Annotated in this window: 23 protein-coding genes and 1 tRNA gene; 21 read left to right on the top strand and 3 right to left on the bottom strand. The window is 62.2% G+C overall.

The window, feature by feature from the left end:
- Positions 1-68: 68 nt before the first annotated feature.
- The 7 genes from sufC to sufA all read left to right on the top strand — a co-directional run bounded on the left by sufC (position 69) and on the right by sufA (position 5,042).
- Positions 69-824: a Fe-S cluster assembly ATPase SufC gene (sufC, locus tag J2858_RS12625; protein ID WP_210105147.1), complete on the top strand. Its 756-nt coding sequence runs from the start codon at positions 69-71 to the stop codon at positions 822-824.
- A gap of 24 nt (positions 825-848) precedes the next feature.
- A complete protein-coding gene (gene sufD, locus J2858_RS12620; RefSeq protein ID WP_210105146.1) occupies positions 849-2,123 on the top strand; it encodes a Fe-S cluster assembly protein SufD in 1,275 nt (424 codons plus the stop codon).
- Positions 2,124-2,320: 197 nt separating this feature from the next.
- Positions 2,321-3,559 (top strand): cysteine desulfurase, encoded by a 1,239-nt coding sequence (locus J2858_RS12615; RefSeq protein ID WP_210105145.1) that lies wholly within the window; start codon positions 2,321-2,323, stop codon positions 3,557-3,559.
- Between the two features lie 10 nt (positions 3,560-3,569).
- Positions 3,570-3,950 carry an SUF system Fe-S cluster assembly protein gene (locus tag J2858_RS12610; protein ID WP_210105144.1) on the top strand — a complete coding sequence of 127 codons (381 nt, stop codon included), beginning with the start codon at positions 3,570-3,572 and terminating at the stop codon, positions 3,948-3,950.
- A 45-nt stretch (positions 3,951-3,995) separates the two neighbouring features.
- Positions 3,996-4,271 carry a ribbon-helix-helix domain-containing protein gene (locus J2858_RS12605; protein ID WP_210105143.1) on the top strand — a complete coding sequence of 92 codons (276 nt, stop codon included), beginning with the start codon at positions 3,996-3,998 and terminating at the stop codon, positions 4,269-4,271.
- Positions 4,271-4,558, top strand: a complete 288-nt coding sequence (locus J2858_RS12600) for a type II toxin-antitoxin system RelE/ParE family toxin (RefSeq protein ID WP_210105142.1) — start codon at positions 4,271-4,273, stop codon at positions 4,556-4,558. Before J2858_RS12605 ends, J2858_RS12600 begins: the two co-directional genes overlap by 1 nt.
- A gap of 91 nt (positions 4,559-4,649) precedes the next feature.
- Positions 4,650-5,042, top strand: coding sequence for a Fe-S cluster assembly scaffold SufA (gene sufA / locus J2858_RS12595; RefSeq protein ID WP_210105141.1), 393 nt, complete (start codon positions 4,650-4,652; stop codon positions 5,040-5,042).
- Between the two features lie 97 nt (positions 5,043-5,139).
- On the opposite strand, the gene J2858_RS12590 is transcribed toward sufA, so the two are convergent.
- A complete protein-coding gene (locus J2858_RS12590) occupies positions 5,140-5,781 on the bottom strand; it encodes a GntR family transcriptional regulator (RefSeq protein ID WP_210105140.1) in 642 nt (213 codons plus the stop codon).
- A gap of 268 nt (positions 5,782-6,049) precedes the next feature.
- Here J2858_RS12590 and J2858_RS12585 point away from each other — a divergent pair, with 268 nt between their 5' ends.
- From J2858_RS12585 to J2858_RS12565, 5 genes are all read left to right on the top strand, one after another.
- Positions 6,050-6,310 carry a DUF2171 domain-containing protein gene (locus J2858_RS12585; RefSeq protein ID WP_210105139.1) on the top strand — a complete coding sequence of 87 codons (261 nt, stop codon included), beginning with the start codon at positions 6,050-6,052 and terminating at the stop codon, positions 6,308-6,310.
- Between the two features lie 110 nt (positions 6,311-6,420).
- Positions 6,421-6,496: transfer RNA gene (locus tag J2858_RS12580), tRNA-Lys, on the top strand.
- A gap of 108 nt (positions 6,497-6,604) precedes the next feature.
- Positions 6,605-6,757 carry a hypothetical protein gene (locus J2858_RS12575; protein ID WP_210105138.1) on the top strand — a complete coding sequence of 51 codons (153 nt, stop codon included), beginning with the start codon at positions 6,605-6,607 and terminating at the stop codon, positions 6,755-6,757.
- Between the two features lie 187 nt (positions 6,758-6,944).
- Complete coding sequence (locus J2858_RS12570) at positions 6,945-7,691, top strand: cytochrome c biogenesis CcdA family protein (RefSeq protein WP_210105137.1); 747 nt, start codon at positions 6,945-6,947, stop codon at positions 7,689-7,691.
- A 44-nt stretch (positions 7,692-7,735) separates the two neighbouring features.
- Positions 7,736-8,698, top strand: a complete 963-nt coding sequence (locus tag J2858_RS12565; RefSeq protein WP_210105136.1) for an AEC family transporter — start codon at positions 7,736-7,738, stop codon at positions 8,696-8,698.
- On the opposite strand, the gene J2858_RS12560 is transcribed toward J2858_RS12565, so the two are convergent.
- Entirely contained in the window at positions 8,663-9,877 is a 1,215-nt protein-coding gene (locus tag J2858_RS12560) for a UbiH/UbiF family hydroxylase (protein ID WP_210105250.1), read from the bottom strand. The genes J2858_RS12565 and J2858_RS12560 overlap by 36 nt on opposite strands.
- 252 nt (positions 9,878-10,129) lie before the next feature.
- Here J2858_RS12560 and pcsA point away from each other — a divergent pair, with 252 nt between their 5' ends.
- The 9 genes from pcsA (at position 10,130) to J2858_RS12515 (ending at position 21,721) form a co-directional block, all read left to right on the top strand.
- A complete protein-coding gene (gene pcsA / locus J2858_RS12555; RefSeq protein WP_210105135.1) occupies positions 10,130-10,864 on the top strand; it encodes a phosphatidylcholine synthase in 735 nt (244 codons plus the stop codon).
- A gap of 153 nt (positions 10,865-11,017) precedes the next feature.
- Positions 11,018-12,592: an ABC transporter ATP-binding protein gene (locus tag J2858_RS12550; protein ID WP_210105134.1), complete on the top strand. Its 1,575-nt coding sequence runs from the start codon at positions 11,018-11,020 to the stop codon at positions 12,590-12,592.
- Positions 12,582-13,670: an ABC transporter permease gene (locus J2858_RS12545; RefSeq protein ID WP_210105133.1), complete on the top strand. Its 1,089-nt coding sequence runs from the start codon at positions 12,582-12,584 to the stop codon at positions 13,668-13,670. The genes J2858_RS12550 and J2858_RS12545 overlap by 11 nt, the downstream gene beginning before the upstream one ends.
- Positions 13,667-14,587, top strand: a complete 921-nt coding sequence (locus J2858_RS12540) for an ABC transporter permease (RefSeq protein ID WP_210105249.1) — start codon at positions 13,667-13,669, stop codon at positions 14,585-14,587. The genes J2858_RS12545 and J2858_RS12540 overlap by 4 nt, the downstream gene beginning before the upstream one ends.
- Before the next feature lie 46 nt (positions 14,588-14,633).
- A complete protein-coding gene (locus tag J2858_RS12535; RefSeq protein WP_210105132.1) occupies positions 14,634-15,707 on the top strand; it encodes a BMP family ABC transporter substrate-binding protein in 1,074 nt (357 codons plus the stop codon).
- Positions 15,708-15,921: 214 nt separating this feature from the next.
- Positions 15,922-17,283 (top strand): bifunctional UDP-N-acetylglucosamine diphosphorylase/glucosamine-1-phosphate N-acetyltransferase GlmU, encoded by a 1,362-nt coding sequence (gene glmU / locus J2858_RS12530; protein WP_210105131.1) that lies wholly within the window; start codon positions 15,922-15,924, stop codon positions 17,281-17,283.
- Positions 17,284-17,394: 111 nt separating this feature from the next.
- Positions 17,395-19,221 (top strand): glutamine--fructose-6-phosphate transaminase (isomerizing), encoded by a 1,827-nt coding sequence (gene glmS, locus J2858_RS12525; protein WP_210105130.1) that lies wholly within the window; start codon positions 17,395-17,397, stop codon positions 19,219-19,221.
- 142 nt (positions 19,222-19,363) lie between these two features.
- A complete protein-coding gene (locus tag J2858_RS12520; protein WP_210105129.1) occupies positions 19,364-20,062 on the top strand; it encodes a DUF502 domain-containing protein in 699 nt (232 codons plus the stop codon).
- Positions 20,063-20,233: 171 nt separating this feature from the next.
- A complete protein-coding gene (locus J2858_RS12515; protein WP_210105128.1) occupies positions 20,234-21,721 on the top strand; it encodes an esterase-like activity of phytase family protein in 1,488 nt (495 codons plus the stop codon).
- Between the two features lie 76 nt (positions 21,722-21,797).
- On the opposite strand, the gene J2858_RS12510 is transcribed toward J2858_RS12515, so the two are convergent.
- Complete coding sequence (locus tag J2858_RS12510) at positions 21,798-24,095, bottom strand: FdhF/YdeP family oxidoreductase (RefSeq protein ID WP_210105127.1); 2,298 nt, start codon at positions 24,093-24,095, stop codon at positions 21,798-21,800.
- Between the last annotated feature and the right edge of the window lie 62 nt (positions 24,096-24,157).

Below are 24,157 nucleotides of genomic sequence, written 5' to 3'. Positions count from 1 at the left end.
GAAGCGCCGGTTAGGCGAAGATGGAAAAACAAGCGGCCCTTGAACCGCTTTTGGACAGGACGACAAACATGCTTGAGATCAAGAACCTGCACGCCCGCATTGCCGAAGATGGCACCGAAATCATCCGCGGCCTGAACCTCACCGTGAAGGCCGGCGAAGTGGCGGCCATCATGGGGCCGAACGGCTCCGGCAAGTCGACGCTGTCCTACATCCTGTCGGGCCGCGAGGACTATGAGGTGACCGACGGCGAGATCCTCTATAACGGCGAAAGCATCCTGGAACTGGATCCGGCCGAGCGTGCGGCGAAGGGCATTTTCCTTGCCTTCCAGTATCCGGTCGAAATTCCTGGCGTTGCCACCATGCAGTTCCTCAAGGTCGCGATGAACGAGCAGCGCAAGGCGCGCGGCGAAGCGGAACTGACGACGCCGGACTTCATCCGTCGCGTCAAGGAATCGGCGGCCGAGCTGAAGATCAACCCGGACATGCTGAAGCGTCCGCTGAATGTCGGCTTTTCCGGCGGCGAGAAGAAGCGCGCGGAAATCCTCCAGATGGCACTGCTCGAGCCGAAACTGTGCGTTCTCGACGAAACCGATTCCGGTCTCGACATCGACGCGCTGAAGATCGTCGCGGACGGCGTCAACGCGCTGCGCTCGCCTGATCGCGCCGTCATCGTCATCACCCATTACCAGCGCCTGCTCGATTACATCGTGCCGGATACGGTCCACGTTCTCTACAAGGGCCAGATCATCCGCACCGGTGACAAGAGCCTGGCGCACGAACTGGAAGCCAATGGCTATGCCGACATCATCGGCGAAGCGGCCTGAGGCGCCAGCAGAAGGATTTTTGCCATGAACATGCAGACGACAGCCCGGCAGACGGCCGCGGAAGCTGCGTTGATCGAGGCGTTCAACGCCCAGGTGGGTGAGCTGCCGGGCAATGGTGCGGTGATCAGCGCCCGCGACCGCCTTGTCGATGACCTGAAGAGCAACGGTTTGCCGACACGCCGCATCGAGGCCTGGCATTACACGGATTTGAAGACGCTGCTGCGCGCCATCCCGGCGGCCGTGCCGGCCGCCGTGGTCGATACGCCGGAACCGCTGGTGGCGGGATCTGCCGTCATCACCACCCGCCATGGCCTTGCCGATCAGAAAGTCGGCATCGGCGGCGTGCTGGTGAACGCCTTTTCGGACATGCTGTCGGAAGGCACGGCAGCTCCTGGCCTGTCGGTGATCGACCGCGACGACACGATCGGCAAGATCAACGGCTCCTTCGTGCGCGATGGTTACGTGCTGGAGTTTCCCGCTGACGCTACGATCGAAAAGCCGGTCGAAATCCAGGTCCTTCATGGCGATGGACAGGTGCATACCCGCTTTCCGGTGAGCTTTGGTGCCGGATCAAAGGCAACCGTGATCGAGCGACATCTGCCGACCGCCAAGGGCGAGGCCTTCGTGACCTCCGTCAGCGATATTTCGCTGGAAGACGGCGCCGATGTGACCTGGATCATCGTGCAGCAGCAGGGTGCGGCCGATACGCATCTTGGTCAGCTGCGCGTGCGCGTCGGCTCCAATGCCAAGCTGCGGCTCTACGTCATCAATGCCGGCGGCAGACTGGTGCGCCAGGAGCTGCGGATCGACGTGGCGGGCGAAGGCTCCGATCTGCAGCTGCGCGGCGTCAACCTTCTCGGTGGCGAAACGCATACGGATGTGACGCTGGTTCTCGGCCATCATGTGCCCAACACCACCTCGACGGAAATCTTCCGCAACGTGGTGTTCGATCGCGCCCGCGGCGTGTTCCAGGGCATGATCAAGGTGGCGCTGGATGCGCAGAAGACCGATGCCCGCATGGCCTGCAACACGCTTCTGATGTCGGACGAGGCGGAGTTTTCGGCAAAGCCGGAACTGGAAATCTTTGCCGATGACGTGCAGTGCGGCCATGGCGCAACGGTTGCCGATATCGACGCCAACCATCTCTATTACCTGATGGCCCGCGGCGTTCCGAGGAACACGGGGCGCGCCATGCTGGTCAACGCCTTCGTGGCGGAGATCGTCGAGGAACTGGAAGATGGGCAGCTGGTCGAAGCACTGGAAGCGATCATTTCGAGCTGGCTCGAACGGCACGCCTGAGAGGGCCGGCCTGTGCGGCGCGACCTCTCTTGCCTCAGGCTCGGGCACGTCCCGAGCATGAGGGAGGGGTTTGCTGCACCGTGAATGGATCCTCGGCCAAGAGCCGAGGATAACGCTGAGCAAGGAGCGATGCTTGTCGGCATCAGGTGGCCTCGTGCGAGGGCTCTGTCCGAAAGCGGAAATCGAAAGGGTCTGCAATGGGCCAGTTGAATTCGACCACCTATGACGTCGAGGCGATCCGCCGGGATTTCCCGATCCTCTCGACGATGGTCCACGGCAAGCCGCTGGTCTATCTGGACAACGGCGCCTCGGCGCAGAAGCCGCAAAGCGTGATCGATGCCATTTCTCACGCCTATTCGGCCGAATATGCCAATGTCCATCGCGGCCTGCATTATCTCTCGAATGCCGCGACGGAGGCTTACGAGGCCGCGCGCGAAAAGGTGCGCCGGTTTCTGAACGCGCCGAGTGTCGATGAGATCGTCTTCACCAAGAACTCCACGGAAGCCATCAACACGGTCGCCTATGGCTGGGCGATGACGCATCTGAAGGAAGGCGACGAGATCGTTCTGTCGATCATGGAGCACCACTCCAACATCGTGCCCTGGCACTTTCTGCGCGAGCGGCAGGGTGTGAAGCTGGTGTGGGTGCCGGTCGATGAGGATGGCGCCTTTCATCTGGAAGATCTCGAAAACTGTCTGACGGAAAAGACACGGCTGATCGCGATCACCCAGATGTCCAATGCGCTCGGCACCATCGTGCCGATCAAGGATGTCTGCCGCGTCGCCCACGAGCGCGACATTCCCGTGCTGGTCGATGGCAGCCAGGGCGCCGTCCACATGCCGGTCGATGTGCAGGATCTCGGCTGCGACTGGTATGTGATGACCGGCCACAAGCTCTACGGCCCCTCCGGCATCGGCGTGCTCTATGGCAAGAAGGAGCGCCTGTTTGCGATGCGCCCCTTCCAGGGCGGTGGCGAGATGATCATTGACGTGGAGCAGGATTTCGTCACCTATAACGATCCGCCGCACCGTTTCGAGGCCGGCACCCCGCCTATCGTTCAGGCAATTGGTCTTGGCTATGCGCTCGACTATATCGAAAGCATCGGCCGCGCCAGGATTGCCGCCCATGAGGCCGATCTCGCCGCCTATGCGACCGAACGGCTGACGGCGATCAATTCGCTGCGCATCATCGGCAATGCGCCGGGCAAGGGGGCGATCTTCTCCTTCGAGCTTGCCGGCATTCATGCCCATGACGTGTCGATGGTGATCGACCGCAAGGGAGTGGCCGTGCGGGCCGGCACCCATTGCGCCATGCCGCTCTTGAAACGCTTCGGCGTCACCTCCACTTGCCGTGCATCCTTTGCGATGTACAACACGCGCGCCGAAGTGGACGCGCTGGCCGACGCGCTCGACTACGCGCGAAACTTCTTTGCCTGAGGATTTTGCCATGGCTATCGACGAACCCGAACTGAAATGGGATGCCCGCGAGGGGCTGATCCAGTCTCAAATTCCGCAGGAGGAGCTGGCGCGCCTGTCCGACGACGTCATTTCGGCGCTGAAGACGGTCTACGACCCGGAAATCCCGGCCGATATCTTCGAGCTCGGGCTGATCTACAAGATCGACATCGAAGACGACCGCATGGTGAAGATCGTCATGACGCTGACGGCGCCCGGCTGCCCGGTCGCCGGCGAAATGCCGGGCTGGGTTGAAAATGCCGTCGGCGCCGTCGAAGGCGTGTCCGGCGTCGAAGTGGAGATGACGTTTGATCCGCCATGGACGCCCGAGCGCATGTCGGAAGAGGCGCAGGTGGCCGTCGGCTGGTATTGAGGGCCGCGATGCGCTAATCTCGTGTCGGAAGCGGAGTAACCTTTCATGGCGCGCGCACATCCCATTCGCATCGAGCTTTCGCCTGACATGAGCGACCTCGTGGAGAGCGTCGTCCAGTCCGGCGATTTTCAATCGCCGGACGAGGTGGTTGCCGCGGCGCTCAATGCCTGGCAAGCGCAGCGCATGGTGGGCAATTTTTCCGTCGAAGAGCTTGATAGCTTGATCCAGCAGGGGCTGGACAGCGGCGAACCCATTGATGGTGAGGAATCCTTCCGGCGTCTTCGCGCGGAATTCGAGCGCGAGTTTGGGGTCAAGGCCTGATGGCTTATCGTCTCAGCCCGCTGGCCGAGCGCGATATCTATCAGATCATGTCCTATATCGCTCTGCGGAACCCGCGCGCCGCCTTGCGCTGGCAGATTGAGATCTATGCGACATTTGATTTTCTGGCTGCGATGCCTGGAGCTGGAACGCAACGGCAAAGTGATCGGCTGAACGTCAGCATGTTTCCGAAAGATGGGTATCTGATTTTCTATCAAATCAACGAGACGAACATCGATATTCTGCGTGTTCTGCATGCCGCGCGCGACTGGCCAAAACTGGTTCGGTGAACACAGTTATTGATCGTGCGCCCTGGTGTGCCTACATTGAGAAACGAAACCGCCGGGCCTTGAACCCGGTTGCGTGAAGGAGAATGAGCCAATGGGCTTTGCCGTGATGACCATGACCGATGCCGCCGCCGATCGCGTGAAGGCAATTGTTGACAATGCCGGGCCGCAGGCGCTCGGGATCCGCGTCGGTATCAAGAAGGGCGGATGCGCCGGCATGGAATATACGATCGATTTGGTGACCGAGCCCAATGCCAAGGATGATCTCATCCAGCATGGTGGCGCAAGCGTCTGGGTCGAGCCGTCGGCCGTGCTTTATCTTCTCGGCACGCAGATGGATTTTGAAGTCACCAGGATGCGCTCCGGCTTTACCTTCAACAATCCCAACCAGACATCCGCCTGCGGCTGCGGCGAATCGGTGGAGCTGAAACCTGCCGATCTGGCGGCACTTGCCCGGGAGAGGGCAGGGCAGGCACCCTCGGCCTGAACCCTGGCCGCGCCGCGCGAATCGTCCGGCTGCGCCGGGTGATCGGTCCATTCGTATTCTCACACACCGGCCGGGACGTCACTGTCCGCTGATCGAATCAGCTTGATCGGATCAAGTCGTCGAGCAGTTTTTCCGTGGCGACGGCGGCGCCCGCTGCATCCTGTCGCCCGATGGCGCGGATGACCCCGACATGCAGGCCGACTGATCGGTCCATCGCCTCGATATCGGCGGTGGAAAACCACAGGCGACGCGAATGGCTGCGCAAGGGCGCAAGCGCGCTGGTGATGAAGCGGTTGGTGCAGGCTTCGTCCACGATATCGTCAAACCGTTTGTCTGCCGCCAGGAACCCCGCCATGTCTGCGGTGGCTGCCGCCGTCGTCATGTCGCGCGCACAGTCTACCAGCCGCGTGCGCTGGCGCTCATCGGCGTGGGTTGCCACAAGAGATGCAGCCAGTGGCTCCAGCCGGCGCCGCACGGCCATGATGTCGGCAGCATCACCGGCCGCAATCTCGGCGACCTGCAGCCCGACGCGCGGACGCACCAGCATCAAGCCCTGCCATTCCAGCTTCTGAATTGCCTCACGCACCGGCGTGCGGCCATGGCCGGCGATCTCGATCAGCTGCTTCTCCGTTACGAGCGCGCCCGGCGCCAGGCGCAGCATCACGATCATCTGCTCGAGCGCGTCGTAGGCCTGGCGGGCAAGGGAATCGGATGCTGGAGGCGTGTCGACGGTCTTCATGACAGATCTGATATATCAGTTCTTCTGCCATCGCAAATCACGTCCAGTCTTATGCTGATATATCAGTGCTGTCTGTGCTCCCCCTCGTTGCTAACGGCCGCTTCGCATGGCCATACAAAGCAAGAGGAAACCGTTCAGAATCAGTCGCTGCCTTGGGATCTGGTCGAGCGACATGTCGGACCGCCAGACCCACGCGAGGCCGCTCCTATGCATCCTTTTCAGCCGCCAGGCGTTTGATCTCCATCGAAACCCAACGACGGAGATGATCATGATCGAGGCAGAACGTATTCGGGAACACGCAAAGGTCATTGGCGCCGATGGCATTCCGGTCGGCACGGTGGACCGGGTGGTGGACGGCCGAATCAAGCTCACCAAGCGCGATAGCGGCGAAGGAAGCCATGAAGGCCATCATCACTTCATCCCGCTCTCGCTTGTCGCCTATGTCGATGGAGATACCGTGCGGCTCTCCTCCAATGGCTCGGTCTCGGTGTCCTACGAGCAGGAAGAAAACGGCAGCAGCGCCCATTAAGATATTTCGCTGTTGAAACATCCCATAATTTCGCCTTTCGCGGGTTGACCGCGGAAGGCGCCCTGCCTATGTTCCGCGCACTTTCGAAGGGCAGTCAAAAGCCGCCTCGGGAGAGCGTAGCTCAGCCGGTAGAGCAACTGACTTTTAATCAGTAGGTCCAGGGTTCGAACCCCTGCGCTCTCACCATTTTCCAGATTGTATGCAATCGCTTCAACCCCTGCCTTGCTGATGCGGTGGGTGCACCCAATTGGTTGCGTCATAATTTTGCCGCCGGGCGGGCCGAGCCCTTGCGTCATGCGTGTACAATATTTCCTGATCGCGTTTCTTCTCAGCATGATCATGTGGGTGCTGTCGTTTGACGTTGCCCGCGACGCCTATCACGTTGCCGAATCGGCGCACTTGATTCCGAACGAGCATATCCGTCACCGGTTGAGCCACATTCTCTAGTGTGGCATGCGGCGGGCGCGTACGCGGACCCTCGACGTTCTGGCAGATGACTGTGGGGCGATGCGCCCCCAGAACCCCGCACTTGCCCGAACCCAAGCACATATTTGCGCGACACAGCCGAAAAGGCCATTGGCAGACGCAGCGGAGCCTGCTTTAGGAAGAGGGGTAGTGCGACGCGGAGAATGTCTTGTCGATTGCCGAAATATCGCTGTTCAGCGCCCTGATCGCCGGCGCCCTGTCGTTTCTGTCGCCGTGCGTGCTGCCGCTGGTGCCGCCCTATCTCTGTTACATGGCCGGCGTCTCGGTCGAGCAGTTTCGTGACGAAGCTGCGGCCCGAAGCACGTCGGTGAAACGGTCGGTGCTGCTGTCGTCACTGTTCTTCACGCTCGGCTTTGCAACGGTGTTCATCGCCCTCGGTGCCGGCGCAACGACGATCGGCGTGATGCTGCGCCAGCATATCGATCTTCTGGCGAAAATCGGCGGCGTCATCATCATCATCATGGGGCTGAATTTTCTTGGCCTGTTTCGCATCGGCCTTTTGTCGCGTGAGGCGCGGTTCCAGTCCGGCGGCAAGCCGGCCACCGTCTCCGGCGCCTATGTGATGGGGCTCGCCTTTGCCTTCGGTTGGACGCCCTGTATCGGTCCGGTGCTGGGCGCGATCCTTGGCGTTGCGGCATCCCGCCAGACGGTCGGCGATGGCGCGCTGCTTCTGTCCATCTATTCGCTGGGTCTTGCCGTTCCGTTCTGGATCGCTGCCGGTTTTTCCGGCGCCTTCATGCGGTTTCTCACGCGCTTCCGCCGCCATCTGGGGCTGGTCGAAAAGCTGATGGGCGCCTTTCTGGTGCTGACCGGGCTTGCTTTCATCTTCGGCCTGGTGAGCGACATGGCGATCTGGTTTCAGCAGAGCTTTCCAATCCTCATGCAAATCGGCTAAGCGATTCCCTGCTCGCGGTGCTCTTGCCGCGGCGGAGGATTGAAATGGCTGCCATTCTTGCTTTGCTGCTTCCCTTTTTCGGGCTGATCCTCATCGGTTATGTGGCGGCAAAGGCAAGCGGGCAGGGTGCAGAAGCACTCGGCTGGATGAACACATTCATCGTCTACGCGGCCCTGCCGGCTTTGTTTTTCAAGCTTGTCTCGCGCACGCCGATCGAGGACCTGACGCGGATCGATTTCATCGTCACGCAGCTGGCTGCCGTTTACTGCGTCTTTGCGCTGGTTTTTGCCATCGGGTTTTTCGTCCGCAAGGCCGGGACCGCCGTCTCCACGATCCAGGCCTTTGGCGGTGCCTACGGCAATATCGGCTATATGGGGCCGGGGCTTGCGCTACTGGTGCTTGGCGATACGGTCGCGGTGCCGGTGGCACTCATCGTCTGCTTTGAAAACGCCACGCATTTCGTCGTGGCGCCGGCCATGATGGCGCTTGCCGGCGGAGACAGGCGCCCGCCGCTCGCCCTCATCTCGGACGTCCTGCGCAAGGTGGCGCTGCATCCGTTCATCCTGTCGACGGCGGCCGGCTTTCTGGTGGCGGCACTTGGAATTCAGCCGCCGCTTGCCGCCATGCGGCTGGTGGATTACCTCGCGCAGGCGGCAGCGCCGTGCGCGCTCTTTGCCATGGGGGTGACGCTGGCCTTGCGCCCGCTGACGCGCATTCCGGCTGAAATCGGTGTGATTGCACTCGCAAAACTCGTCGTGCTGCCGACAGTCGTCTATCTGGCGCTGACTGCCGTCGGCGGCATTGAACCATCCTGGATCCAGGCGGCCGTGTTGCTCGCGGCCCTTCCGACCGCGACCAATGTCTTCGTCATCAGCCAGCACTACGGCGTCTGGCAGGAGAGGGCCTCGGCAACCGTGCTGATCACCACCGTCCTCTCCATCGCCACGCTGCCGGCGGTGCTTTACCTCATCTCATCCGGTTTTCTTGGCGGAGAAGGGATGCCGTAGCCCGCCTGCGAATTCGCGCAGGCTGCGACCCGGCTCGATACCTTCGCGCATCAGCACATTGCGCAGCGGCCCGATGGCCGTCAGCATGTGGAGACCGGCGGCACGCGCTACCTGCATCGGCAGGAAATCCGACAGCAGCGAGCGGTTGAGGAGATCGACCCCGAAGGTACGCGTCATGATGTCCGGCCGGCGGTGACGGTTGAAGCGGTCGCCGGTGTCGGCGGCAACGGCCGCAGTGCCATCCGTCTTCAGGAGATTGGCGAGTTCCATGACGTCGCGCAGCGATAGGTTCAGCCCTTGCGCGCCGATGGGCGGAAAGGCATGCGCGGCCTCGCCGATGAGGGCAACGCGCCCCTTGCCGAAACGGTCCGAGATGAGGCTGGAGAGCGGCCAGGATTCGACCCCTTCCTCGACCGTCACTTTGCCGAGCATGGATTGCATGCGCTGCTCGACTTCGAGCGAAAGCGTCTCCGGTGACAGCGCCAGCAGGCGCTCGGCTTCTGCCGGCTTCTCCACCCAGACCAGGCTGGAGCGGCTGCCGGGCAGCGGCACCTGCGTGAAGGGGCCGGTTTCGGTGTGAAATTCGGTCGAGACATTGCCATGCGGCTGCTCGTGGGAAAAATTGAGAACGACGGCCGTCTGCGGATAGGCCCAGCGGCGCGTGCCGATGCCGGCCTGTTGCCGCACCGTGGATCCGCGCCCGTCTGCGCCGACCACGAAACCGGCCTTCATGGTATCTGCGCCCGCAAGCGTCAAAACGGCGCCATCGCTCGCAAGGTCCAGATGCTCAAGGCTTGCATCGATCCGCGTGATATTCTTTTCGGCGGCAAGCGCTTCGCCAAGGACGGCCATCAGCGCCCGGTTTGGGATATTGTAGCCGAAAGCGGCCAGCCCGAGATCGGCTGCACGAAACTGCGCCGGCGGCGCCCGAAACAGTCGCTTGGTGCCATCGAGGATCTGCATGGTCGAGAGGGCGGAGGCGTCCGGCGCAATGGCATCCCACAGGCCGAGGCTGTCCATGAAGCGCACCGATTGATCCATCAGCGCAGTCGTGCGCCGGTCCTGCCGGTTGATCTGCGGCGCCACCAGCGCCACCTTGCGTCCGGCCCGGGCCAGCGCGAACGCTGCCACCGATCCCGCCAGACCCTCACCCACAACTGCAATGTCGAACTCGTTCATGACCTGATACTTCTTCATGTCCCGCTCCTGAGAGGGCGAACTGACCACGCGGTGTCTTGGCCCACTTTGCCGCCCCTTCGTCGCCCCAGGGCCGCCCCAGGGCCGCTAAGGAGGCCTCTACCGCCCGTCTTCTATCTAGGCAAACTTGTGACACTTATCCATGGCCGTGTCCTCCGTTTGCGACGCAGATGTTGCAAAGCGCGCCGATTGGCCGCATATCAGCCGTTCGATTTTTAAGCTCCGGAGCAGGGCGTGATCAGGCGAATCTTCAATTACCGCAAAGTGCCCTATGCCGAAATCCGGGCATTTTCGGTCCATGTGCTGACCGCATCCGGATCGTTCCTCGCCTTTCTCGGCGTCGTCGCGGCGGCTGAACACCGCTTCGTCGACATGTTCTGGTGGCTGGGGCTGGCGCTTTTGATCGATGGCATCGACGGGCCGATCGCCCGCAAGGTGCGCGTCAAGGAAGTTTTGCCCAACTGGTCGGGCGATACGCTCGACAACATCATCGACTATGTGACCTACGTCCTGCTGCCGGCGTTTGCGCTCTACCAGAGTGGCATGATCGGCGAGACCTGGTCCTTTGTCGCGGCCGGCATGATCGTCGTCTCCAGTGCCATCTATTATGCCGATACGGGCATGAAGACGGAGGAGTATTTCTTCTCCGGCTTCCCGGTCGTCTGGAACATGGTGATTCTGACGCTCTTCGTCATCAAGGCCAGCGAAATGACCGCGCTGATCGTCGTCATGGTGTCTGTCTTCTTCACCTTCCTTCCCATCAATTTCCTGCATCCGGTGCGGGTGAAGCGGCTGCGCCGGCTCAATCTTAGCATCTTTCTCCTGTGGTGCGCGCTGTCGGCCTATTCGCTTCTGCTGCATTTCGATTCACCCGCCTGGCTGGTCTGGGGCGTGGTGGTCACCGGCCTTTATCTCTACGCCATCGGCGGCGTGCTGCAGCTTTTCCCCAGTCTTGGAAAATCCAAGTAAAGCGCCGGGAAAGCTGGACTTTCCTGTTGTGCACAGCACCAAAACGAGTATCAATCGAGTTCTATGCCGCATGGAGACGGCAAACACAGGACACGCCTTGGCAGCCGTCAAAACCTCGCAGAAGGTTGGCCCAGGGTGGATGAGGGGATGTGAGTGAGCGAAGCGCAGGTTCCGGAAGCGGGTACGCTTCTGAAGGTCCGGGGACTGACCAAATATTTCGGAAGTTTTGCCGCCTGCAACGGTATCGATCTGTCGATCGCGCCGGGGGAAATCCACGCGCTGCTGGGTGAAAACGGTGCCGGCAAATCGACCCTTGTGAAGATGCTGTTTGGCGTTCTGCAGCCGAGCGAGGGGCAGATCGTCTGGCAAGGCAAGCCGGCTGTCATCGGCTCACCCGGCGAGGCACGCGCGCTCGGTGTCGGCATGGTCTTCCAGCATTTCTCGCTGTTCGAGGCGCTGACGGTCGCTGAAAATATCGCGCTCTCGCTCGATCCGAAAATCCCGTTGGCAAAGATCGCCGAGGAAGCGAAAAACCTGTCGCGTGACTATGGCCTGCCGCTCGACCCGAACGCCCATGTGGCTGATCTCTCCGTCGGCGAGCGCCAGCGCATCGAGATCGTGCGGGCGCTCCTGCAGAACCCGAAGCTGATCATCCTCGACGAGCCGACCTCGGTGCTGACGCCGCAGGAGGCCGACCGGCTGTTCGAAACGCTGTTCAAGCTGAAGGCGGAGGGGCGGTCGGTTCTTTACATCAGCCACCGGCTGGAAGAAGTGCAGCGCATCTGCGACCGGGCGACCGTTTTGCGCCACGGCAAGGTGACGGGCGCCTGCGATCCGCGCCGCGAGACTCCGGCGTCGCTGGCGCGCATGATGGTGGGCTCTGACGTGGCCGGCGTCGAACGGGCGTCCGATACGCCGCTTGGCGACGTGCTGGTCTCGGTAAAGGACCTTGCCGTTCCCGCCCGCACGCCGTTTGCCGTTACATTGTCCGGCATCTCCATGCAGGTGCGCGCAGGCGAAATCGTCGCCATTGCGGGCGTGGCCGGAAACGGGCAGGGGGAATTGTTCGACGCGCTGTCGGGCGAGGTCACGGTGCCGCAGGACGATGCGATCGAGATCTGTGGCCGTCCGGTCGGGCGCACCGGCATCAACGGGCGCCGGCTGCTGGGCGCCGGGTTCGTGCCGGAAGAGCGTCATGGCCATGCCGCCGTCTCCGACATGGCGCTGTCCGACAATCTTCTGCTGTCGCGCAGTACATCCGACCGCAAGGCATTCCTGTCGGGCGGCGTCTTTAACGTCATCCGTCATGATGTCATCCGCTCCATCGCAAAGCGGATCTGCGGCGAGATGGATGTGCGCAAGAGCGGCGACGACCCCGCCGCCGGTTCGCTGTCGGGCGGCAATCTGCAGAAATTTATCATCGGCCGCGAACTCGATCGCAAGCCGCAGGTCCTCATCGTCAACCAGCCGACCTGGGGGGTGGATGCCGGGGCCGCCAGTCGCATCCGCCAGGCGCTGATCGACCTTGCGCGCGCCGGCTCGGCCGTCGTGGTGATCAGCCAGGATCTCGACGAGATTTTCGAGGTGGCGACCAGTATTGCGGTGATTTCCGAGGGACGCATGTCGAGGCCCTATGCAGCGGGCGAACTGACGCTGGAGAAGATCGGCCTGTTGATGGGCGGCATTCATGATTCCACCAGCCCGCGGGAGGCCGTCCATGCGCATTGAACTGGAACGGCGTGCCAGCGCCTCCGGCCTGTTTTCCGTCGTCTCGCCTCTTTTAGCGCTGGTGCTGACGCTTCTGGCCGGTGCACTGATGTTCCTCATGCTCGGCAAGGATCCGCTCTACGCGCTCTACAGTTTCTTCATCGATCCGCTGCTGGAAGTGTGGTCGCTGCATGAACTGGCGATCAAGGCCGCGCCGCTGATCCTCATCGCGGTCGGCCTCTCCGTCTGTTATCGCTCCAACAACTGGAATATCGGCGCGGAAGGGCAGTTCACCATCGGCGCCATCTGCGGCTCGATCCTGCCGGTTCTGGTACCGCAGTGGCATTCGGTTCTGGTGCTGCCGCTGATGCTTGTCATGGGCATGCTGGGCGGCGCGCTTTATGCCGGCATTCCGGCACTGTTGAAGACGCGCTTCAACACGAATGAGATCCTGACGAGCCTGATGCTCGTCTATATTGCCCAGCTGTTTCTCGACTGGCTGGTGCGCGGCATGTGGCGTGATCCGAAGGGCTTCAATTTCCCCCAGACGATCAGCTTTGCGCCGGAAGCGGTGCTGCCGGAGCTTCTGGCATCGGGGCGCGCCCATTGGGCGATCGTCTTTGCGCTCGTGGCAGCGCTTGCCCTCTGGTTCATGATGCGCTTCATGCTGAAGGGCTTTGAAGTCACGGTCCTCGGGCGCTCGGAGCGGGCAGGGCGTTTTGCCGGCTTTTCGGCCCGGCGCATGGTGTGGTTTTCGATGATGCTGTCGGGGGCGCTGGCCGGGCTCGCCGGAATTTCGGAAGTGTCCGGCTCCATCGGCCACCTGCAGCCGAGCATTTCGCCCGGCTACGGGTTTACCGCCATCATCGTTGCGTTTCTCGGGCGGCTCAATCCGCTCGGCATCATCGCCTCGGGCTTCGTGCTGGCGCTCACCTATCTCGGCGGCGAGGCAGCGCAGCTGTCGATCGGCGTGTCGGACAAGGTGACGCGGGTGTTCCAGGGCCTGCTTCTGTTTTTTGTCCTCTCCTGCGATACGCTGATCCTCTACCGCGTTCGCCTGGTGTTGGGCACCGGCCGCAATGTTGACGTGAGGTCCTGACGATGTTCGAAGCCATTCTTCTGACGATCGTCACGGCTGCCACGCCGCTTGTCATTGCAGCCGTCGGCGAACTGGTGACGGAACGCGCCGGTGTCTTGAACCTCGGCGTCGAGGGCATGATGATCATGGGTGCGGTCTGCGCCTTTGCCGGCTCCTATCTCACAGGCGTACCGGTTCTCGGCGTGCTGTGCGGCATTCTGGGAGGGGCAGCCTTCTCGCTGCTGTTCGGGTTCCTGACGCTGACGCTCGTGGCAAACCAGGTGGCGACGGGGCTTGCGCTGACGCTGCTCGGTCTCGGGCTTTCTGGCCAGATCGGCGAAAGTTTCGTCGGTATTCCCGGTGTCAAGCTGCAGCCGATCGTGGTTCCGGTGCTGTCGGACATTCCCTTCATCGGCCGCCTGCTGTTTGCCCAGGATATCACCTTCTACCTGTCGATTGCGCTGGTGGTCGGGGTTCACTGGTTCCTGTTCAGGAGCCGCACGGGCCTAAAAATGCGCGCCATCGGCGACAATCACGGCTCGGCCCACGCGCTCGGCATCCATGTGGTGCGCACGCGCTATCTCGCCGTGATGTTCGGCGGTGCCTGTGCGGGGCTGGCCGGTGCGCAGCTGTCGCTCGTCTACACGCCGCAATGGGTGGAGAACATGGCGGCCGGCCGCGGCTGGATTGCGCTTGCCCTCGTTGTCTTTGCCTCCTGGCGTCCGTGGCGGGTCCTGGCCGGCGGCTATATTTTCGGCGCGGTCGGCATCCTGCAATTGCATGCCCAGGCCCTTGGCATCGGCATTCCCTCGCAGTTTCTCTCGATGCTGCCTTACGCCGTCACTATTGTCGTTCTCATCATCATCTCGCATAATCGCCGCACAACGCTCATCAATACGCCGGCTTGCCTGGGGAAACCCTTCGTTCCGGACCGCTGAGGCGGCACCATCCATACCGTAGCTTCGAGCCAAACAGGGGTTGAATATGAAGAAGCTGATTATCGCACTTGCCGCCACGGCTGCCACGCTTGGCAGCTTCACCGTGGGCGCCGAGGCGCAGGAAAAGACCAAGGTGTGTTTCATCTATGTCGGCACCAAGACCGATGGCGGCTGGACGCAGGCGCATGATCTTGGCCGCCAGGAGCTGCAGAAGGCACTCGGCGACAAGATCGAGACGCCTTATCTGGAAAGCGTGCCGGAAGGCCCGGACGCCGAGCGCGCCATCGAGCGCATGGCCCGCTCCGGCTGCTCCCTGGTCTATGCCACGTCCTTCGGCTTCATGGATGCGACCGTGAAGGTTGCGGCAAAGTTCCCGAAGGTGAAGTTCGAGCACGCCACCGGCTTCAAGGCCGCGGAAAACCTCGCTACCTACAATTCGCGCTTCTATGAAGGCCGCTATATCCAGGGCCAGATTGCTGCCAAGATGTCGAAGAAGGGTGTAGCAGGCTACATCGCCTCCTTCCCGATCCCGGAAGTCGTCATGGGCATCAACGCCTTCGAACTGGGTGCGAAGTCGGTCAACCCGGACTTCAAGTTGAAGGTCGTCTGGGCCAACACCTGGTTCGACCCGGGCAAGGAAGCCGATGCCGCCAAGGCGCTGATCGACCAGGGCGTCGACGTGCTGACGCAGCATACCGATACGACGGCTCCGATGCAGGTTGCCGCCGAACGCGGCATCCTGGCCTTCGGTCAGGCGTCCGACATGATCGCCGCCGGCCCGAAGACGCAGCTGACCGCCATCGTCGACACCTGGGGCGCCTATTACATCAAGCGCACCAAGGCGCTGCTGGACGGCACCTGGAAGTCCGAGCAGATCTGGGACGGCCTGAAGGACGGCATCCTGACCATGGCGCCCTATACGAACATGCCTGACGACGTGAAGGCGATGGCCGAAGAAACCGAAGCCAAGATCAAGTCCGGCGAACTCCATCCCTTCACCGGCCCGATCAACAAGCAGGATGGTTCGGCCTGGCTGAAGGCCGGCGAGAAGGCCGAAGACGGCGTGCTGCTCGGCATGAATTTCTACGTGCAGGGCGTCGACGACAAGCTGCCGCAGTAAAATGCAGGCGGTTCGCCGGGCTTTGCCCGGTCGCTCCCGATGAACGACTATGGAAAAGGGCGCCCCCAGGACGCCCTTTTCGCATGCCGGGAACTGATGTGCACAAAACAGACAATGCACGCAGAAAGGTAACGAGTGGAAGGATCGCACTGCCTGTTGGCGCCTGCGCGAAACTGCTGATATGAAGCGCGCACAGACGTTCATGGAGACCGCAATGCCCCGCACCTGCCTCGCCGTAATCCTCGCCGCCGGTGACAGCACCCGGATGAAGTCCTCCATGTCGAAGGTTCTTCACCCGATTGCCGGGCTTTCGATGATTGGCCATGTCATGCGCGCCGTAGGCGGCGCCGGAATGGAGAATGCCGCGCTGGTGCTCGGGCGTGATGCGCAGGCAGTGGCAAAGGCCGCCGAAACCGACGGTGTGAAGATCGAAAGCTTCCTGCAGACGGAGCGCCGCGGCACTGGCCATGCGGTGCTGATGGCGCGTGAGGCGATTGCGCAAGGCTTCGATGACGTTGTGGTGACCTATGGCGACGTGCCGCTGGTGCGCCCGCAAACCTTTCTGTCGGCCCGCGAGAAACTGGCCGAAGGCGCCGATGTCGTGGTGATCGGCTTTCATACGCAAAAGCCTTTCGGTTATGGCCGGCTTCTGGTCAAGGACGGCGAACTGGTGGCGATCCGCGAGGAGAAGGACGCAACCGACGAGGAGCGCAGCGTCACCTGGTGCAATAGCGGTCTGATGGCCATCAACGGCGCTCGCGCGCTCGAATGGCTGGAAAAGATCGGCAACAGCAATGCCAAGGGCGAATATTACCTGACGGATCTCGTGGAAATCGCGAGGGCTGATGGCGGCCGCGTCGTCGCCATCGATGCGCCGGAGGCAGAGCTTGCCGGTTGCAACACGCGCGCCGAACTTGCGCTTCTGGAGACAAGCTGGCAGCAGCGCCGCCGCCATGAGGTGATGCTGTCGGGCGTTTCGATGATTGCGCCGGAAACAGTGTTTCTCGCCCATGACACCGTGCTTCAGCAGGATGTGCTGATCGAGCCGAATGTCGTCTTCGGACCGGGCGTGACCGTCGAATCGGGGGCGGTCATCCATGCCTTTTCGCATCTGGAAGGGTCGCATGTGGCGTCCGGTGCAACGGTCGGCCCGTTTGCGCGCCTGCGGCCCGGCGCCCATCTCGGCGAGGGCGCCAAGGTCGGCAATTTCTGCGAGGTGAAGAAGGCCGAGATCGGCGCCGGCGCCAAGGTGAACCATCTCACCTATATCGGCGATGCCATCATCGGCGCCGGCAGCAATATTGGGGCCGGCACCATTACCTGCAATTACGATGGCTTCAACAAGAGCGAGACGCGGATCGGCGAAAATGCCTTCATCGGCTCCAATTCCGCGCTGGTGGCGCCTGTCACCATCGGCAATGGCGCCTATGTCGCGTCGGGCAGCGTCATCACACAGGACGTGCCGGACGATGCGCTGGCCTTCGGCCGCGCGCGCCAAGAGGTGAAGCCGGAGCGCGCGAAGGCCGTGCGCGAACGGGCACAGGCGTTGAAGGCGAGCCGCAAGGCCAGTGCCTGAACCCGGCCACATTACCGTTCGATACGGAAATTGACCGCCGGAGCGATTGCGTCTGCCACGCGCTCGGCTAGGAATTCGCGCCAGGCGCGACCAAGAAAATGAGGTTCATCTATGTGCGGTATCGTTGGCATCGTCGGCAAGGCGCCGGTGGCGGAGCGGCTGGTCGATGCGTTGCGGCGGCTCGAATATCGGGGCTATGATTCGGCCGGTGTCGCCACGATCCATGACGGCGTGATGGAGCGCCGCCGCGCCGAGGGAAAACTCTTCAACCTCGAAAAGAAGCTGTCCGTCGAACCCTTGCCCGGAGAGATCGGCATTGCCCATACGCGCTGGGCAACCCATGGCGTGCCGAACGAGACGAATGCGCATCCGCATTTCGTCGAAGGCGTGGCGGTCGTTCATAACGGCATCATCGAGAATTTTTCCGAGCTTCGCGACGAATTGTTGGCCGAAGGCGCTGTCTTCGAAAGCCAGACCGATACGGAAGTGGTGGCGCATCTGCTTGCGCGCTATACCCGCGAGGGCCTCGATCATCGGGCCGCCATGCTTGCCATGCTGAACCGCGTGACGGGCGCCTATGCGCTGGTGGTGATGTTTGCCGATGATCCGCAAACGATCCTCTGTGCCCGTTTCGGGCCGCCGCTTGCCATCGGCCACGGCAGGGACGAGATGTTTCTGGGCTCCGACGCCATCGCGCTTGCACCCTTTACCAATCGCATCACCTATCTGGTCGATGGCGATTGCGCGGTGATGACGGCGCGCGGTGTCTCGATCACGGATTACGCCGGAAAGCCTGTCTCGCGTCCGATGCAGATCTCGCAATCGGCCGCGCTGATGGTCGACAAGGGCAATCACCGCCACTTCATGGAAAAGGAAATCTACGAGCAGCCGGAAATCATCTCGCATGCGTTGAGCCATTATGTGGATTTCGCAGGCGGCACGGTGAAGACGCAAGGCGCCGCCATCGATTTTGCCAAGGTGAGAAGCCTTGCCGTGTCCGCCTGTGGCACGGCCTATCTTGCCGGCCTGATCGGTAAATACTGGTTCGAGCGCTATGCGCGCCTGCCGGTGGAAATCGACGTGGCCTCGGAATTCCGCTACCGCGAAATGCCGCTGTCGTCGGATCAGGCAGCGCTGTTCATCTCGCAGTCGGGCGAGACGGCCGATACGCTCGCCTCGCTGCGCTACTGCAAGGAGGCGGGGCTGGCGATCGGCGCCATCGTCAACGTGCGCGAATCGACCATTGCGCGGGAAGCCGATGCGGTGTTTCCGATCCTGGCCGGGCCTGAAATCGGCGTAGCATCGACAAAAGCCTTCACCTGCCAGCTCGCGGTGCTGGCATCGCTCGCCATCCAGGCCGGCCGCGCCCGTGGCACGCTGTCGGAGGCGGACGAAAAGGCTCTGGTGCGCCACCTGATCGAGATGCCGCGCGTGATGAGCCGCGTGCTGAACCTTGTTCAGCCGCAGATGGAAAGCCTGTCGCGCGACCTGTCGCGGTTCAAGGATGTGCTCTATCTCGGTCGTGGCACCAGCTACCCGCTGGCGCTCGAAGGGGCGCTAAAACTCAAGGAAATTTCCTATATCCACGCGGAAGGTTATGCGGCGGGCGAGCTGAAGCATGGTCCGATCGCACTGATCGACGAAAACATGCCGGTCATCGTCATTGCCCCGCATGACCGGTTCTTTGAAAAGACCGTTTCCAACATGCAGGAAGTGGCAGCCCGCGGCGGCAAGATCATCTTCATCACCGACGAGAAGGGGGCGGCTGCCTCGAAACTGCCGACCATGGCAACCATTGTGCTGCCCGTGGTGGACGAGGTGATTTCGCCGATGATCTTTGCCCTGCCGATCCAGCTCCTTGCTTATCATACAGCCGTCTTCATGGGCACGGATGTCGATCAGCCGCGCAATCTGGCGAAGTCCGTCACGGTGGAATAGGCGCGCGGCGTCATCACGGCTGGTTGATCGTGCGTTCGTCAGTGACAATTCGGCGGCTCTGCCCTTGCGGGGGGCGGAGCGCTCCTTCATTGTCCGGTCTCACCCGACTTTTACGGCGATGCAGCATGAATGACGGATCGAGATGACGGATAGCCCGGAACGCATAACGCTCGCCGGCCGGCTGCGGAACAATTTCCTGACCGGCCTCATCATCTGCGCCCCGCTTGCCATCACCATCTGGCTGACGTTCGCCTTCATCGACTGGGCCGACAGCTGGGTGACGCCCTATATCCCGGAGCGCTATAACCCGCAGTATTATTTCGATATAGCCATACCGGGCACCGGGCTTCTGATCGCCATGGTGTTCATCACTCTGATCGGCTTCCTCGGCAAGAACCTGATCGGCCGTTCGGTGGTCAAGTTTGGCGAATCCATCCTGCACCGCACGCCGCTGGTGCGCACGCTCTACAAAAGCCTGAAGCAGATTTTTGAAACCGTGCTGAAGGACCAGTCCACCTCGTTCAAGAAGGTCGGCCTGATCGAGTTTCCCGGCCCCGGCACCTGGGCGCTGGTGTTCATCTCGGCGCAGGCGCAAGGCGAGGTTGCCGCCCGCCTCAACGCGGACGGCGAGGAGATGATTGCCGTCTTCCTGCCGCCAACGCCGGTGCCGACGGCGGGGTTTCTGCTCTTCGTGCCGAAAAGCCGCATTATCATGCTCGACATGACGCCGGAGGATGCCGCCAAGCTTCTGATCTCGGGCGCGCTCATTACACCGCCCTGGACGCCGAAGACGCCCTTGCTGACCGAACGGCCGGGCGATGAGACACCCGAGCCCGCCTGAAGCGCTGGCGCGACAAAACCTTCATCCCGTTGTCATATTGTCCCCCTAGAGACTGGATCAGGGGGCGTTCCAGGCGGATGGAGGAGGGGTGTATCTCTTTCGCCATTCGGTCCGTCATTCAAGCCGTCAGGCAGCGTGCCCCTCCCGAAATCTGTCCAGAGGGCTCGCATCATGCGCCATTCTCCCATTCGTGTTTCGCATTGCCTGAAGATGGCGCTTGCCGCCTCCATCTCACTGTCGCCCGTTGCCGCCTTTGCCGAAGGCAGCGTCAGCGCGGCCGGCATCACCATTGCCAACAAGGGCCTTGTCGCCATCGGCCGCATGCCGGCAAACCTCAAGGACAAGTTCGGCGAGACCTTCGGCTCCGGCTCCGGCATGGCCTTCGACACCAAGAGCTGGAAGAAGGATGGCGATGCCTATACCGGCGCGCTCTGGCTGCTGCCCGACCGTGGCTATAACGTCGAAGGGACCACGGATTACAATACCCGCATCAACCGCATCGAACTGCGCCTGACGCCGGCCGCCGCCGGAACGACGCTTGCGGCCGACAAGCAGCAGACCGGCCTTCAGGCAAAGCTTGCCGATACCTTTCTGCTTCTCGACAACCAGGGCAAGAACATGACCGGGCTTGATCCGGAATCGGGCGTGCGCGCGGCAGCCGGCGATCTTCCGGCGCTTCCGGAAGCCCGCACCGGCAAGGTCTCGCTCGATCCGGAAGCCGTTGTGCTGCTGAAGGATGGCTCGATGCTGATCAGCGACGAATACGGCCCCTACATCTATCGCTTCGGTGCCGACGGCAAGCTTCTTGCCGCCACGCAGCCGCCGAAGGCGCTGTTGCCGATGCGCAAGGATGCGCTGAACTTCTCCTCCAACAATGTCGATGCCGCCGGCAAGAAGCCCGACCCGAAGGATCCCGACACCGGTCGCCAGAACAACCAGGGGCTTGAAGGCCTGTCGATCACGCCGGACGGCAAGTTCGTGATTGCCCTCCTGCAATCGGCCACCCGTCAGGATGGCGGCGATTCCTCCTCGACCCGCATGAACACCCGCGCACTGGTCTACGATGCCAGCGATGTTTCGAAGCTGAAACTGGTGCATGAATATGTCGTGCCGCTGCCGACCTTCGACAACAAGGGCAAGGTGGCCGTCGCTGCCCAGAGCGAAATCCTGGCCCTGTCCGAAAAGGCTTTCCTGATGCTGGCCCGCGACAGCAACAATGGCCAGGGCCTGAAGGGCGACACCTCCGTCTATCGCAAGATCGATCTGGTTGATCTTTCGTCCGCCACCGACATCGCCAATAGCGATTTCGACGGCCTGAAGCCGGTTGCGCCCAAGGGCGTGGTGGATGCATCGGTCAAGCCTGCGACGGTTGCGCCTTTCATCGACCTCAACGATCAGGCTGATCTGGCTCGTTTCGGCCTGCACAATGGTGCGCCGAACGACAAGAACAACCTGTCGGAAAAGTGGGAAGCCATGTCGATTGCAAGTGTTCTCGACCCGTCGGCTCCGGACGACTACTTCCTCTTTGTCGCCAATGACAACGACTTCCTGACGCAGGACGGCTTCCAGGTGGGCGCCGCCTACAAGGCCGAAGGCGGTGCGGACGTCGACACCATGTTCCAGGTGTTCCGCGTCACGCTGCCGGGCATGGCGAAGTAAGCTTCTGATCCGCAGCGGCCCTTCGCAAAGGCAAGCAAGCAATGGCCCCGGTGCGCTGCGCCGGGGCCATTGTCGTTCAGGCGGGGTTGGACGCCGAGACCTTGACCGGCACGCCCTTATAGGCCGGCGTGCCCGAACGCTTGTCATGATCGGCCATGGCGATGACCGCGTTCATCTCCGGATAGTAGCCGGCAATCGTTCCGCGCGGCAGGTCATAGGCGACGGCGGTATAGCCTTCGACGCCGCGCGCCCGGCCATCGCCCGACACAAGAGAGCGCACGTCGATCCGGTCACCCTCGGCAAGGCCGCGCTCGGCAAGATCCTCGGCATTCATGAAGACGATGTCGCGGCGCCCGAAAACACCGCGGTAACGGTCGTCCATGCCGTAGATCGTCGTGTTGTACTGGTCGTGGGCGCGCAGAGTCGTGAGCACCAGCGCGTCGTCGGCCAGGCGCTCGCCGTCCTCCTGCAGGCCGCGGGCGACGAGAAACATCGCCTTGCCGGTCGATGTGTTCCATACCCGGTCGGAGGCCCCGACCGTGAGGCGAAAGCCACCCTTCACCCGCACACGGGCATTGTAGCCGGCAAAGTCGGGAAAGACGATTTCGATCTTGTCGCGGATGCGGTCGTAGTTTTCCAGCATGCCGTCCCAGTCTATGCCGTAGCGGTCGCCAAGCGTAGCCTTGGCCATGCCGATGACGATGGCCGGTTCCGAGCGCAGCAGCGGGCCGGGCGGATTGAGGAAGCCGCGCGAGGCATGCACCATCGACATGGAATCCTCGACCGTCACCGATTGCGGACCGGAGGCCTGCACGTCGAGATCGGTGCGGCCGAAACAGGGAAGCAGGAGCGTCGTCTTGCCTGTCAGCAGATGCGACCGGTTGAGCTTGGTGGCGATATGGACGGAGAGATCAAGCTTGCGCATCGCCTCGAACGTGTAGTCCGTATCGGGCATGGCAACGGCAAGGTTGCCGCCAAGGCAGATCAGCGCCTTGGCGCTGCCCGCATGGATGGCATCGACCGCTTCGACGGCATTATGGCCCTTTTCTCCGGTCGGCCGGAAGCCGAAGGCCTTTTCCATACCGGTGAGAAGCGCCTCGGTCGGGATTTCGGTAATGCCGACGGTGCGATCGCCCTGGACGTTGGAATGGCCGCGCAAGGGGCAGATACCGGCGCCCTTGCGACCGATATTGCCGCGCAGCAGCAGGAAATTGGCCAGTTGCTGGACGTTTTCCGTGCCATGGGCGTGCTGGGTGATGCCCATGCCGTAGCAGGCGATGACATTCTTTGCCTTGATGTAGATATCGGCGGCACTCGTCAGCGCCTCGCGCGACAGGCCCGATACGTCTTCGATCTCCGCCCAGGCGGTCGCATCGATATCCTGGCGCACCGTCTCGAGGCCCAGTGTGTGCTCGGCTAGGAAGGCGCGGTCGAGCACGCCGTCTTCGCCTCTGGCGAGACTTTCGTCGTCGCGCTCGAACACGGCCTTCATCAGGCCCTTCAGCGCCGCCAGGTCACCACCGGCCTTGACCTGGTGATAGGCCGAGGCGATCGGCGTCGAGGAGAGCGTCGCCATCTCGACCGGGTTCTGCGGCGAGGCGAATTTTTCGAGCGCCCGCTCCTTCAGCGGGTTGAAGACGATGATCGGCACACCGCGGCGCGCCTGGTCATGCAGCGTCGCCATCATGCGCGGATGGTTGGTGCCGGGATTATGGCCGAAGCTGAAAATGGCGTCGCACGCATCGAAATCCTCGAGCAGCACGGTGCCCTTGCCGACGCCGATCGACTGCGGCAGGCCGACGCTGGTCGCCTCGTGGCACATGTTCGAACAGTCGGGAAAATTGTTCGTGCCGTAGGCGCGCACGAAAAGCTGGAACAGGAAGGCCGCCTCGTTGGAGGCGCGACCGGATGTGTAGAACTCCGCCTGATGCGGGCTTTCCAGCGCGTTGAGGCCCTCACCGATCCGCGTGAAGGCTTCGTCCCAGCCGATCGGCTGGTAGCGGTCGAGCGTTGAGTCATAGATCATCGGCTGCGTCAGACGCCCCTGATCCTCAAGCTTATGGTCGCTCCAGGTCCATAATTCGCTCACCGAATGCTGGTGAAAGAATTCCGGGCCGACGCGCTTCGCCGTCGATTCCCAGGTGATGGCCTTGGCGCCGTTCTCGCAGAACTCGAAGGAGGAGGCGTGGCGGGGGTCCGGCCAGGCGCAGCCGGGGCAGTCGAAACCGTCCGGCTGGTTGGCCCTGCGCAGCGTGGCGCTGCCTTGGGCGACGATTTGCTGGCTGGCGAGTGTCTTGGCAACGGCGCGAAGCGCGCCCCAGCCGCCGGCAGGTGCGTCATAGGCCTTGATGCCTATGGGTCTTTTACTGGACATGGTGAACTCCGAATGTGTCAGGCGACAGCAGGCGTTGAAAGCGTCGAAAACATGACGTTTAT

Origin of the sequence: Neorhizobium galegae (assembly GCF_017877135.1) — a bacterium.
Classification (GTDB): domain Bacteria; phylum Pseudomonadota; class Alphaproteobacteria; order Rhizobiales; family Rhizobiaceae; genus Neorhizobium; species Neorhizobium galegae_A.
This window is presented reverse-complemented; position numbering and strand designations above follow the sequence as displayed.

What these genes read in the sequence shown, in the direction of transcription:
- J2858_RS12600 (WP_210105142.1), top strand. Translation starts at nt 4,271, where the DNA reads ATGGCTTATCGTCTCAGCCCGCTGGCCGAGCGCGATATCTATCAGATC.
- glmS (WP_210105130.1), top strand. Translation starts at nt 17,395, where the DNA reads ATGTGCGGTATCGTTGGCATCGTCGGCAAGGCGCCGGTGGCGGAGCGG.
- J2858_RS12565 (WP_210105136.1), top strand. Translation starts at nt 7,736, where the DNA reads ATGGCTGCCATTCTTGCTTTGCTGCTTCCCTTTTTCGGGCTGATCCTC.
- J2858_RS12515 (WP_210105128.1), top strand. Translation starts at nt 20,234, where the DNA reads ATGCGCCATTCTCCCATTCGTGTTTCGCATTGCCTGAAGATGGCGCTT.
- J2858_RS12535 (WP_210105132.1), top strand. Translation starts at nt 14,634, where the DNA reads ATGAAGAAGCTGATTATCGCACTTGCCGCCACGGCTGCCACGCTTGGC.
- glmU (WP_210105131.1), top strand. Translation starts at nt 15,922, where the DNA reads ATGCCCCGCACCTGCCTCGCCGTAATCCTCGCCGCCGGTGACAGCACC.
- J2858_RS12590 (WP_210105140.1), bottom strand. Translation starts at nt 5,781, where the DNA reads ATGAAGACCGTCGACACGCCTCCAGCATCCGATTCCCTTGCCCGCCAG.
- sufD (WP_210105146.1), top strand. Translation starts at nt 849, where the DNA reads ATGAACATGCAGACGACAGCCCGGCAGACGGCCGCGGAAGCTGCGTTG.
- sufC (WP_210105147.1), top strand. Translation starts at nt 69, where the DNA reads ATGCTTGAGATCAAGAACCTGCACGCCCGCATTGCCGAAGATGGCACC.
- J2858_RS12610 (WP_210105144.1), top strand. Translation starts at nt 3,570, where the DNA reads ATGGCTATCGACGAACCCGAACTGAAATGGGATGCCCGCGAGGGGCTG.
- J2858_RS12560 (WP_210105250.1), bottom strand. Translation starts at nt 9,877, where the DNA reads ATGAACGAGTTCGACATTGCAGTTGTGGGTGAGGGTCTGGCGGGATCG.
- J2858_RS12510 (WP_210105127.1), bottom strand. Translation starts at nt 24,095, where the DNA reads ATGTCCAGTAAAAGACCCATAGGCATCAAGGCCTATGACGCACCTGCC.
- J2858_RS12585 (WP_210105139.1), top strand. Translation starts at nt 6,050, where the DNA reads ATGATCGAGGCAGAACGTATTCGGGAACACGCAAAGGTCATTGGCGCC.
- J2858_RS12605 (WP_210105143.1), top strand. Translation starts at nt 3,996, where the DNA reads ATGGCGCGCGCACATCCCATTCGCATCGAGCTTTCGCCTGACATGAGC.
- J2858_RS12545 (WP_210105133.1), top strand. Translation starts at nt 12,582, where the DNA reads ATGCGCATTGAACTGGAACGGCGTGCCAGCGCCTCCGGCCTGTTTTCC.
- J2858_RS12575 (WP_210105138.1), top strand. Translation starts at nt 6,605, where the DNA reads ATGCGTGTACAATATTTCCTGATCGCGTTTCTTCTCAGCATGATCATG.
- sufA (WP_210105141.1), top strand. Translation starts at nt 4,650, where the DNA reads ATGGGCTTTGCCGTGATGACCATGACCGATGCCGCCGCCGATCGCGTG.
- J2858_RS12615 (WP_210105145.1), top strand. Translation starts at nt 2,321, where the DNA reads ATGGGCCAGTTGAATTCGACCACCTATGACGTCGAGGCGATCCGCCGG.
- J2858_RS12520 (WP_210105129.1), top strand. Translation starts at nt 19,364, where the DNA reads ATGACGGATAGCCCGGAACGCATAACGCTCGCCGGCCGGCTGCGGAAC.